Origin of the sequence: Hypericibacter sp. (genome assembly GCF_050729195.1) — a bacterium.
Lineage (GTDB): Bacteria > Pseudomonadota > Alphaproteobacteria > Dongiales > Dongiaceae > Hypericibacter.
In genome coordinates, this window is record NZ_JBOHKS010000179.1 from 1 (window position 1) to 11,133 (window position 11,133).

11 protein-coding genes are annotated in these 11,133 nt (G+C 66.2%); 7 read left to right on the forward strand and 4 right to left on the reverse strand.

Going from position 1 to position 11,133, the window contains the following annotated elements; translation table 11 throughout:
* The 5 genes from ACREE8_RS13985 to ACREE8_RS14005 form a co-directional block, all read left to right on the forward strand.
* Positions 1-951 (forward strand): hypothetical protein (locus ACREE8_RS13985; RefSeq protein ID WP_431573620.1); only part of this gene is annotated, 951 nt, incomplete at its 5' end.
* Complete coding sequence (locus ACREE8_RS13990) at positions 948-1,430, forward strand: hypothetical protein (RefSeq protein WP_431573621.1); 483 nt, start codon at positions 948-950, stop codon at positions 1,428-1,430. The genes ACREE8_RS13985 and ACREE8_RS13990, both read left to right, overlap by 4 nt.
* Positions 1,431-1,577: 147 nt before the next feature.
* On the forward strand, positions 1,578-2,234 hold the full coding sequence (locus ACREE8_RS13995) for a lysophospholipid acyltransferase family protein (protein ID WP_431573622.1): 657 nt from the start codon (positions 1,578-1,580) through the stop codon (positions 2,232-2,234).
* Complete coding sequence (locus ACREE8_RS14000) at positions 2,231-3,172, forward strand: phosphatidate cytidylyltransferase (RefSeq protein WP_431573623.1); 942 nt, start codon at positions 2,231-2,233, stop codon at positions 3,170-3,172. Before ACREE8_RS13995 ends, ACREE8_RS14000 begins: the two co-directional genes overlap by 4 nt.
* Positions 3,173-3,243: 71 nt before the next feature.
* Positions 3,244-4,698, forward strand: a complete 1,455-nt coding sequence (locus tag ACREE8_RS14005; RefSeq protein WP_431573624.1) for an AMP nucleosidase — start codon at positions 3,244-3,246, stop codon at positions 4,696-4,698.
* A gap of 65 nt (positions 4,699-4,763) precedes the next feature.
* Here the strand turns inward: ACREE8_RS14005 and ACREE8_RS14010 are convergent, their stop codons facing one another.
* The gene (locus ACREE8_RS14010) at positions 4,764-5,051 is read right to left on the reverse strand and encodes a DUF2218 domain-containing protein (RefSeq protein WP_431573625.1); all 288 of its coding nucleotides are present in this window, start codon (positions 5,049-5,051) and stop codon (positions 4,764-4,766) included.
* A 277-nt stretch (positions 5,052-5,328) separates the two neighbouring features.
* Complete coding sequence (locus tag ACREE8_RS14015; protein ID WP_431573626.1) at positions 5,329-7,395, reverse strand: FAD-dependent oxidoreductase; 2,067 nt, start codon at positions 7,393-7,395, stop codon at positions 5,329-5,331.
* 203 nt (positions 7,396-7,598) lie between these two features.
* Here ACREE8_RS14015 and ACREE8_RS14020 point away from each other — a divergent pair, with 203 nt between their 5' ends.
* Entirely contained in the window at positions 7,599-8,363 is a 765-nt protein-coding gene (locus ACREE8_RS14020; protein WP_431573627.1) for an SDR family oxidoreductase, read from the forward strand.
* A 13-nt stretch (positions 8,364-8,376) separates the two neighbouring features.
* Here ACREE8_RS14020 and ACREE8_RS14025 read toward each other — a convergent pair whose 3' ends face one another.
* Positions 8,377-9,108 (reverse strand): MBL fold metallo-hydrolase, encoded by a 732-nt coding sequence (locus tag ACREE8_RS14025; protein WP_431573628.1) that lies wholly within the window; start codon positions 9,106-9,108, stop codon positions 8,377-8,379.
* A gap of 85 nt (positions 9,109-9,193) precedes the next feature.
* Positions 9,194-10,168, reverse strand: a complete 975-nt coding sequence (locus ACREE8_RS14030; protein WP_431573629.1) for an isopenicillin N synthase family dioxygenase — start codon at positions 10,166-10,168, stop codon at positions 9,194-9,196.
* A 189-nt stretch (positions 10,169-10,357) separates the two neighbouring features.
* Between ACREE8_RS14030 and ACREE8_RS14035 the strand changes: the two genes are divergently transcribed.
* A partial coding sequence (locus tag ACREE8_RS14035) for an ABC transporter ATP-binding protein (protein ID WP_431573630.1) occupies positions 10,358-11,133 on the forward strand: 776 nt, incomplete at its 3' end.

The window sequence follows — 11,133 nt, forward strand, 5'->3', positions numbered from 1 at the left end:
ATGTTCGATGCGCTGACCAGCTTCGACAAACCGTTCAACCAGGCGCCCTCGCTGCATATCGCGCTGCTGGTCGTGCTGTGGGTGGTCTATGCGCGCCACGTCCCGCGCTGGCTCACCTGGCCGCTCCATCTCTGGATGGCGCTGATCGGTGCCTCCGTTCTGACCACCTATCAGCATCATTTCTTCGACCTGCCCACCGGTGCGGCGCTGGGCTTCTTCGCGCTCTGGCTCTGGCCGGATGCGGTTCCCAGCCCCGTCAGAAGCCTTCGGTGGACGCGCAATCACCGGCGCCTGGCCCTGGCGCTCTATTACGCGCTGGGTGCTGTCCTTGCGGCCGCGGCCGCATCCGTCATCGGCGGCTGGGGCTGGTGGCTGTTCTGGCCGGCCTTCTCCCTGGCGCTCGTCGCGGCCAACTACGCGTTTCTCGGGGCCGCAGGGTTCGAGAAGGCGCCCGACGGCCGCATGTCTCTCGGCGCCATCGTTCTGCTGCTGCCCTACCTCCTGGCCGCCGCCTTCAATGGCTGGCTCTGGCGCTACGGCCAGGGTCCGGCGGTCGAGATCCGCGACGGCGTCCATATCAGCGGCCTGCCCCGCCGGGCGGAGGCCGCCCGCTTCGCCACGGTGATCGATCTCTGCGCCGAGCTGCCAGCCACGGCCGCGCCGGCGCAATGCCGGGCTTTGCCGATGCTCGATCTGGTGACGCCCGAACCCGAGCGGCTGCGTGAAGCGGCAGGGTTGATCGAGCAGGCGCGTTCGCAGGGGCCCGTCCTCGTCTGCTGCGCGCTGGGATTTTCGCGCAGTGCGGCGGCCATCGCGACCTGGATCGCGATCCATCATCGCGTCGATGGAGAAAACGCCATCGAGGAAATCCGGCGCGCCTGGCCCCATGTCCGGCTTAAGATGGCGGCGCGTGCCGCCATCAATGAAGCGGCCGCCAGGACGTTCTCATGATGACGCCGCCGAACCGGGTCACACCGCCCAGCAACCCGGCGCTGATGATCGCGACCGCGGCCTTCCTGGAGCAGGGCCGCATCCTCGACCGGCTGTCGCGGCTCCTGACCGCGGCGGCCGCGATCCTGCTCCCCTTGCTGGCGCTCCTGGCCCCCCAGATGCGGTCGGAAATCTGGAACCTGATGGCCGGCACGCTGGGCCTGGCCATCCTGCTGGGCTTGGCCGAGCTCTATTTCGCCTTTCGGGTGGGATTCGATGCGGCGCTGTTTCGCGAGCTTGCCGGCGGCAGCGCCCTGACCGGCCTCGACCAGCTCGATGCCAGCCTGACCTGGCTCGGGCTGCGGCCCAAGACGGCCGGATCGCGGCCGCTCGACGACCGCATCGGCGGCGCCCGCAGGCTGCTGCACCGCCAGACTCTCTGCCTCGCTTTGCAACTGGCGACGATGGTCGTCGGGGCGGGCATTCTCGCGCTACAATGACGCGGCCCGCACAGAGCCTGATCGTATCAGGCCGAAACGGCTTGATACGTGAATCAGTCTCTAGTTATTTGAATCAGAGCAAGATCGGATCGGCTTATTGAAGCCGATCCGATCTTGCTCTGGGCGGGCTCGAGGGGAGATCAGGCTTTGATCGACAACATCGTCGCGGTGGCAGCCACCGCCGCGGCCCACCTGATCACGGGGGTCAGGGGCGACTGGCTGGGCTGCGTGCCGGAAGCGCGCCCCCGCATCTATTTCGCCAACCATGCGAGCCATGGCGATTTCATCCTGATCCGCACCGCCCTGCCGCCCGAGCTGCGCAAGACCACGCGGCCCGTGGCCGCGGCCGACTACTGGCTGAAGAGCCCGGCCCGGCGCTATATCGCGGTCAAGGCCTTCAATTCCGTCCTGATCGATCGCAACGTCATCACCCGGACGGTCGATCCGGTCGAGCCGATGACGACGGCGCTCGACGAGGGTTCCTCGCTGATCCTGTTCCCCGAGGGCACGCGCAACACCGGCCCTTCGCTGCTGCTGCCTTTCAAGCGCGGCATCTATTACCTGGCCCAGCGCCGGCCGGATGTGGAGCTGGTGCCGGTCTGGATCGACAATCTCAACCGCGTCATGCCCAAGGGCGAGTTCGTGCCGGTGCCGCTGCTCTGCACCGTCACCTTCGGCGCGCCGATCCATCTCGAGGAAGGCGAACGCAAGCCCGATTTCTGCACCCGCAGCCGGGCGGCCCTGCTGGCGCTCGCGCCGGAACCCGACGAAGAGACCAAGGCCGCGAAGGAAGCCGCCCGATGAGCCCGACCACGAAATGGCTCTGGCTGGTCGCCGGCATCCTCCTGGTGCTGGTGACGGCGTCGCTGGTCGGTTACCTGCTGGCACGCCGCCAGCAGGGCAAGCCCAGCGGCACGATCGCCAACCTGAACAGCCGGATCAAGGCCTGGTGGGTGATGGTGGTGCTGATCGCCATCGCCTTCGCGCTCGGCAAGGTCGGCGTGCTGGTGCTCTTCGCCTTCTGCTCCTTCACCGCCTTGCGCGAGTTCATCACGCTCACGCCGACGCGTCGCGGCGATCATATCGCGCTCGCCACCGCCTTCTTTATCGTGCTGCCGGCCCAGTATGTACTGATCGGCGAGAACCTCTACGGAATCTATTCGATCTTCATCCCGGTCTATGTGTTCCTCGGCATGCCGATCATCGCGGCCCTGCGCGGCGACACCACCCTCTTCATCTCGCGCATCGCCGAGGTGCAGTGGGGCCTGATGGTCTCGGTCTTCTGCGTTTCCCATGCGCCGGCCCTCCTCACGCTCCAGATCCCGGGCTATGAGGGCCAGAACGCGATGCTGATCGTGTTCCTGATCATGGTCGTGCAGGCCAGCGACGTGCTGCAATATGTCTGGGGCAAGCTGATCGGGAAGCACAAGATCGCGCCCAGCCTGTCGCCCTCCAAGACCATCGAGGGTTTTGTTGGCGGGGTCGCCAGCGCCACGGCCCTGGGCGCCGCCCTCTGGTGGATCACGCCCTTCACCTGGTGGCAGGCGGGGCTGATGGCCCTGGTCGTCAATCTGATGGGCTTTTGTGGCGGGCTGGTCATGTCGGCCATCAAGCGCGACCGCGGGGTCAAGGATTGGGGCCAGATGATCGAGGGCCATGGCGGCATGCTCGACCGGCTCGACTCGGTGATCTTCGCCGCCCCCATCTTCTTCCACCTGACCCGGTTCTGGTGGGCGGTGTAAACTCGACCGACGATCGCGGCATCGGCGCCTCCGACCCTGAAGGCTCCCAGCCGCGGAACCGGTGAGAACCGATGAGCCATCTGACACCCGAGCAGGCGGTCGACCGCCTCGAGGAATTGCATCGCACCGCCTCCGTGGCGTTGCGCGACGCCGTGGCGCGCTATGTCGAGAAGGGCATCGTGCCGACCGCGGCCGAACGCGCCCGGCTGCGCTATCCCGAGCTGCGCGTCGACTGGCAGCCCGAGGGCGCCGTTCAGTTCACGCGCCGGGCTTGGGCCAAGTTCCAGTCGCCCGGCGTCTATGCCACCACCGTGACGCAGCCGGCCCACTTCCGCAGCTATCTGCTGGAGCAGCTGCGGCCCCTGGTCGAGGAGTTCGGGGCGCGGATCGAGGTCCGCGTCAGCGAGCAGGAGATCCCCTACCCTTTCGTCATCGAGTCCGGCGACGAATTCGTCCATGGCGACATCTCGGTCGCCGAGCTGGCGCGCCATTTCCCGACGCCGGCACTGGCCAGCGTGGGCGACGAGATTGCGGACGGCCTATGGGAAACCAAGGAAGGCCAGCCACGCCCGCTCGCTTTATTCGATGCCGTGCGCGTGGATTTCTCGCTGCGCCGGCTCCTGCATTACACCGGAACCGATTGGCGCACGATCCAGCCCTGGATCCTCTGCACCAACTATCAGCGCTATGTGGATCAGTTCGTGCAGTGGGGGCTGGAGGAGTTGGCGCGGCCCGATGGACCCTATACGGAGCTGGTGCTGCCGGGCGGCGGCTCGGTCAGGCGCGGCGACGACAGCGAGGCCGCCGTCGCGACCGTGACCGCGGCGCCCTGGGAACGCTTCCAAATGCCGGCCTATAACCTTCTGCGCGGCGACGGTCAGGGCGGCGTCACCATCGTCAATATCGGCGTCGGCCCTTCCAACGCCAAGAACGCGACCGACCATCTGGCGGTGCTGCGTCCCAATTGCTGGCTGATGATCGGCCATTGCGGCGGCCTGCGGCAGTCGCAGACCATCGGCGATTACGTGCTGGCGCATGGCTATCTGCGCCGCGACCGCATCCTCGACGAGCTGGTGCCGCCGGAGGTGCCGGTCCCGGCGCTGGCCGAGGTGCAGCTCGCCCTGCAGGAGGCAGCCGCTCTCGTCACTGGCGAGCGCGGCGACGGGCTGAAGCGGCGCCTGCGCACCGGCACCGTCGTGAGCTATGCCGATCGCAATTGGGAGCTGCGCTGGGCGCAGGAGCGAAGGCGCATCAATCTGGGCCGCGCCATCGCCGTCGACATGGAAAGCGGGACCCTGGCAACCCAGGGCTATCGCTTACGCGTGCCTTACGGCACGCTGCTCTGCGTCTCCGACAAGCCGCTGCATGGCGAGATCAAGCTACCGGGTGCCGCGACCGCCTTCTACAAGCGCGCGGTCGGCGAACATCTGAAGATCGGCTTGACCGCCGTGGAGCTCTTGCGCAGCCAGCTCGGCTCGCTGCATTCGCGCAAGCTTCGCAGCTTCGACGAGCCACCCTTCAGATAGAAGGCCAGAGCCCGACCGTCTCGAGCCGACGTGGCTTGAGACGTGAATCGGCCTCTACATCTGAATTAGAGTATCACCGGCGCGAAATTCACCTCGAGCCCTTCGCGGAAGGCGAAGCGCTTCAGGTGATCGGCGACGACCGCTTCGAGCTTCGACAGCGTATCGCAGTCCGGCGCCTTGGCGAGCAGGCTCAGGTGATCGGCGCCGACGGCGAAAGCCAGCGCGCGGCCCTCGCCGAAATCGACGCGGCCGTTCCGCGCGGTGTACTGCACGACGAATTTGTAGGCCCAGTGCTTGCAAAGCTGCTGCACGTAGCGCGCGCCGTTTTCGGTGGCGACGCGGGCCTCGGACATCGAGATCCCGGACATCATGACTCCTCGAGGCGGCTCGAGCCTGCGGGTGTAAAGGGTCCGCGGCAACCGCTCATGGGCGCAACATGGGAACATCGATGCGCGGAGTCACCGCGACCGTCTGTAGCAGCGAGAGCCGCGCTAACCACGTCGCGCCACAATGCGGCCACGATCGGCGATCGCGCCGCCCGAGGATCAAGGACTTAAGTCCCGATCATTCCGAAGCGAGACGTTCATGGTTAGTAACAAATGAAACAATCGAGCCGCGACGCGTTGACGCTCATGACGGGGCCAGTGCGATCAACTCGCGTTTGAAAGCGATTTCGGCCTCGGGCTCGTCCATCTCGCGCGCATAGCGATGGCCGGCATAGACCGCGGCTGCGATCGTCGAGGGCGCGTGGCAATCGCCGATGCGCGCAAGCGAGGTGATTCCGGCGGAGTCGAGCACCTCGGCGTTTTCCGACAATTCGAGATAAATGCCGTCATTCGGCAGGCGCATCGTCACCAGCAGGAGCGTGCCGCATTCCATGCGCCGGCGGCCGCCGTGGTGGCTGTGCTCGAGCTCGATCTCGCCGGCCTTGGCGGAGGCGACGAGATGCTTCTCGATGACCGTCACGCCGATCTCATGGAGGCGCTGCTCGATCATCGGCTGCTCGAGCGTGAATTTGGTCCAGGTCGAGATATCGGAGGCCGGCGTCACCAGCGTGACCTCATGGCCCTCCAGCCGCAGCTTCTCCGCCAGCACGCCGCCCATATAGTAGTGGTCGTCGTCATAGATCACGACCGGCCCCTTCACGTCCTTGCCGGCGAAGATGTCGTCGGGCGTCAGCGCAGGGGCGAGATCGAGGCCCGGGATCGCCGTCGAGCGCCAGCGGCCGATCCCGTCGCGCCGCCAATGGCCGCCGGTCGCGATCACCACCTTGGCGAAGCCATAGCCGCGGATGTCCTCGGCGCTCAGGCGGCTGTCGAGATAGAGCTGCAGGTTCGGCATGCGCTGGATCTGCTGCAGGCGATAGTCGCGCACGCGGCCCCAGGTGGCGAGGCCGGGAAGCTTGCTTTCAAGCGCGACCCGGCCGCCCACCTCCTGCCTGGCCTCCGCAAGGGTCACCTCATAGCCGCGCTGGCCCAGGGCGCGCGCGGCCTCGAGGCCCGCCGGGCCCGCCCCCACGATCAGCACATTATCGTCGGACTTCTTCGGCGCGATCTTCTCCGGATGCCAGCCCTTGCGCCATTCCTCGCCGGCGGTCGGGTTCTGGGTGCAGCGCATCGGCACCATGGTGAAGTCGGAAGAGACACACATGTTGCAGCCGATGCATTCGCGGATATCGTCGATCCGGCCCTCCTCGATCTTCTTGGGCAGGAAAGGATCGGCGATCGAGGGCCGGGCGGCGCCGATGAAATCCAGCAGGCCGCGGCGAACCTGCGAGACCATCGTGTCGGGCGAGGTGAAGCGGCCGACGCCGACCACGGGCTTTGTCGTCACCTTCTTGACGAAACGGATGAACTCCTCCTGCGATCCTTCCGGCCCGAAGCGGGACGGCATGGAATCGCGGCTCCATTCGCGCAAATTCACGTCCCAGAGATCGGGGAGCTCGGCCAGCATCTCGATCACCTCGCGGCCCTCGGCGAGATCGGGCTGACCGTCGGGTTTCATCGGATCGTCCACGGTCCAGCGGATCGCGACGGCGCAGCGCCCGCCCACCGCCTCGACCATGTCCTCGGTCACCTCGCGCGTCAGCCGCAGGCGGTTCTCGAGGCTGCCGCCATATTCGTCGGTGCGGTCATTGAGCGTGCGCGACAGGAAGTTGCCGTTGATCGAGGTATAGGCGCGGACATAGACATAGATGACGTCGAAGCCGGCGCGCTCGGCCCGGAGCGCGGCCTCGCGATGCCAGCGGCGGTAATTGCGGATGTCGGCGCGGTCCATCCGGCGCGCCTGGGCCGGATAGTAGCCCTCCCCCGCCGGCGCATGCGTGACATTGACCGGCACCTCGCGGCTGAAGAGGCAGGCGTCGCGGTTGGCGGTGTGGGCGAGCTCGACGCCCGCCAGCGCCCCATGCTTGTGGATCGCCTCGTTCATGCGGGCGAAGACCGGGATGTCGAGATCGTCCCACAGCCGGCCCTCGGCCAGCGGCGAGAGATCGCCGGTCGGATGAATGTCGGTCTCCTCGGTGCAGACCACGGCCCAGCCACCCTCGGCCTTCATGCCGCGCATGCCGATCATCGAGCTCGGATAGGTGATGCCCATGCCGTTGCAATGGGGGACTTGGAAGAAACGGTTCTTCGCGTTCACCGGACCGATGCGAACGGGCTCGAACAGGATGTCGTAGCGGGGATCACGGGACATGGAATGCTCTCTCAGGGTCAATAGGGACACGAATCAGGGCATGCGCGGGCCTCGCCTGCCAAAGGCGCCGCCATAACACACGATTCGGCGGGGGGCCCGCCAGGGGCGTTGTTTTGAGACCAATGGGCCCTTGGTCTTGCTCCGGAGGCGGGGCCTCGCCACACTCGGGCCCGCTTAACTTTTGCAAGACCGGGGAATCACGCATGACGGGGTTGTTTTCGCTGACGGGCAAGGTGGCGTTGGTCTCCGGCGCCTCGCGCGGGCTCGGCTGGGCGATGGCGAAGGGGCTGGCCGAGGCCGGCGCGCATGTGGTCATCAATGGCCGCGACGAGGCGAAGCTCGCGCTGAAAGCGAAGGAGCTGACCGACCGCGGCCTCGAGGCCAGCGCGTTCGCCTTCGACGTCACCGACGAAGCCGCGGTCCGCGGCGCGATCCCGGCGATTGTCGCGCGACAAGGCCGGCTCGACATCGTCATCGGCAATGCCGGGATCCAGCATCGCGCGGCGCTGGGCGACTGGAAGCTCGCCGACTGGCAGCGCGTGATCGACACCAACCTCTCGGCCTGCTTCGTCCTGGCGCGCGAGGCCTCGGCGCCGATGATCAGGCAGGGCGCCGGGCGGATCATCTTCACCACCTCGATCGCGGCCAATCTCGCGCGCGCCACCATCCCGGCCTATGTCTCGGCCAAGAGCGGGCTCTGGGGATTGACCAAGGCGCTGGCGGCCGAGCTCGGGCCCCAGGGCATCACCGTCAATGCGATCGGGCCCGGCTATTTCGAGACCGAGATGAACCAGGCCCTCCTCGCCAATGAGGAGTTCACCGCCTGGGTCAAGGGCCGCACGCCGCTGAGGCGCTGGGGCAAGCCGCCGGAGATCGCCGGCGCCGCCGTGTTCCTGGCGTCGGACGCCGCCTCCTATGTGAACGGCCACCAGCTCATGGTCGATGGCGGGTTCGGCAGCGTGTTCTGAGGCGCGACGGCCGTCAGGCCGCGTGCGATCCGAGACGGCGATCGATGATTTCCATCATCCGGGCTCGACCGAATGTTGCGAAATGGCCGGCATAGACCGTGACGACCGGCAGGGTTTTCAGACGTTTGACACTCTCCAGATAGGCTGGTCGATCTGGCGGCTCGAACGCCCGTGTAATCACCGGATCGTCATAGAGCGTATCGCAGCTGAAGAGGCTGCCCGTCGCGGCCTCCCACAGCGCGATGCTGCCCGGCGTCATGCCCGGCATATGCAACACTTCGAGTTGCCGGTCGCCGAGATCGATCACGTCGCCGTCGCCAAGTTGGACCGTCGGCGTCGTGCCTTGCATGCGATAGGCCGCGGTCTCGAAACCTTCATAGGGTAGGAATGCCACGAAACCCTCGCTGACATAGTCCGCGACGGCAGAGGACTCGAGCGTCGGGCGTGCGATGCGGTCGGCTTCGGCAGGATGACAGCCCCGTTCCGCGAAGTGATGAAGCCCGCCCGCATGGTCATAGAAGCCGACACAGGCCACCGCCAGCAGGGGCTTCCCCGACAGATTTTCGAGGATCGGCCGGGCTGAGACGATCCCGGTCCCGGTATCGATCAGCAGATCGCGTCTCGACCCGCGCACCAGCCACATGTTGCCGGCCAGATAGGGATCGATCGCCGTTTCGCGCAGCCGGACAATACCGTGGTCGTGAGCTTCGACGCCGTACCAGAATTCCGCCACCGGCCTCGTCATATTGGCCTCTCGCCCGTTACAGCACTGGAATCCGATGCTGAACCAGCCTGCCGCTCGACACAATGGGCCCTCCTGGGATCGGCGCTCAGGCCTTCGCGTCCTGGGTCAGCGTCTCGCCATGCGCCTGGTAATATTTGAGCGCGGCGTAGTCGCCATAGCGGATCGACTCGTATTTCGCCGGGTGAGCCTCGTCGCAGAATTGCGGGAGGCAGCCGACCATCGCGCTGGCGTTGGGATTGTGGAAATAGGCGATCGATTGCCGGCGCGTGCCTTGCGTCAGCGTGCGTGGTGGGTTGACGACGCGATGGGGCGTCGAGACCCAGCGGTCGTTGGTCATGCGCATCAGCGTGTCGGCCAGATTGACCAGCAAGGTTCCAGGCTGGGTCGGCACGTCGATCCAGTCGCCGGCGCGAGTCATGACCTGCAGCCCGCCCGGCGCATCTTCCGAGCGCAGAATGGTGAGGAAGCCATAGTCGGTGTGAGCGCCGGCGCGGAGTTGGCCCGGCTCGGGCGCTGTCGGCTGGTCCGGGTAATGGTTGATGCGCAGCGAGGAGAGGTGCCGGTCGAACTGGCTCTCGAAATGATCCTCGGGCAGGCCCATGGCGCTGGCGAGGATCCGGCGCAGGACCCGCGCCAGCCCGCCCATCACCTCGTAATAATTGAGCCAAGCCTGCTGCAATCCGGCCGGAGCGGCCGGCCAGGCATCGCCATAGAAGCCCGGCCCGTAATCGAGCGATTCCTTCCAGTCGCCAGGCTTCGGATCGCCCCGCGTCGATCCCAGGCTCTCCGCCTTGAGCGGGAAATGCATGAGGCCGCCCAGGAGCGTTCCCGTCTTGGCGACGCGCGCCTTCTGCGGCGCCGGCAGATCGAAGAAAGCCCGCGACAGATCGTAGATGCGGGCGATTGCGGGGTCTGGAACGCCATGGCCGGCGATCGCGAAGAAGCCGATCTCCTCGCAAGCTTTTCGAACGGCAGCAACCGTAGCCGGCGCCTTCCCGCTGCCCGCCATGAAGGGTGCGATATCGATCCTGGGAATGGTCTGTGGGGACTTGCCAGGCATGTGTCTGGAACCGAATTTCTCAGGATCGTCAAAAAGGGCGAAGCCCCCGAGGATACTCAACATCAGGCGGTTGCGATATCGATGGGTGCGGCCAGTCCGTTCTGTTGACGCGCGCAGCGCCGCTATCTAGGGTCGGCGTTCAGAATAGCGCACCGACTTCCGGTATTTTGGAAAGCCCCGTCGATCGCCATGTCCTATGTCGAGATCAAATCGCTGGTCAAATCCTTCGGCGAGACGGAGATCATCCATGGCGTCGATCTCGAGATCGAGAAGCAGGAGTTCACGGTCTTCGTCGGGCCGTCCGGCTGCGGCAAGACCACCCTCCTGCGCCTGATCGCAGGCCTGGAAGAGGTCAGCGCCGGCACCATCCATATCGGCGGCGAGCGGGTCGACCATCTGCCCCCGGCCGAGCGTGGCCTCGCCATGGTGTTCCAGAATTACGCGCTCTATCCGCATATGAGCGTGTTCGAGAACATGGCCTTCGGCCTGCGTATCTCGAAGGTCGATCGGGCGCAGATCCGGCGGCGGGTCCAGGAAGCGGCGGAGATCCTGCAGATCACCGAGCTGCTTGAGCGCAAGCCCCGCGCGCTCTCGGGCGGCCAGCGGCAGCGCGTGGCGATCGGCCGCGCGATCGTGCGCCAGCCCAAGGTGTTCCTGTTCGACGAGCCGCTCTCGAACCTCGATGCCAAGCTCAGGGTACAGATGCGGGTCGAGCTGACCCGGCTGCATCAGGCGCTCAAGGCCACCATGATCTATGTCACCCACGACCAGGTCGAGGCCATGACCATGGCCGACAAGATCGTGGTGTTGAACGCCGGCAACATCGAGCAGGTCGGAGCGCCGCTGGAACTCTATAACCGCCCGGCCAATCTGTTCGTGGCCGGTTTCATTGGTTCGCCCAAGATGAACCTGCTGAAGGATGCGGCGGCGGCAAAATACGGCGCTGCCACGATCGGGGTCCGGCC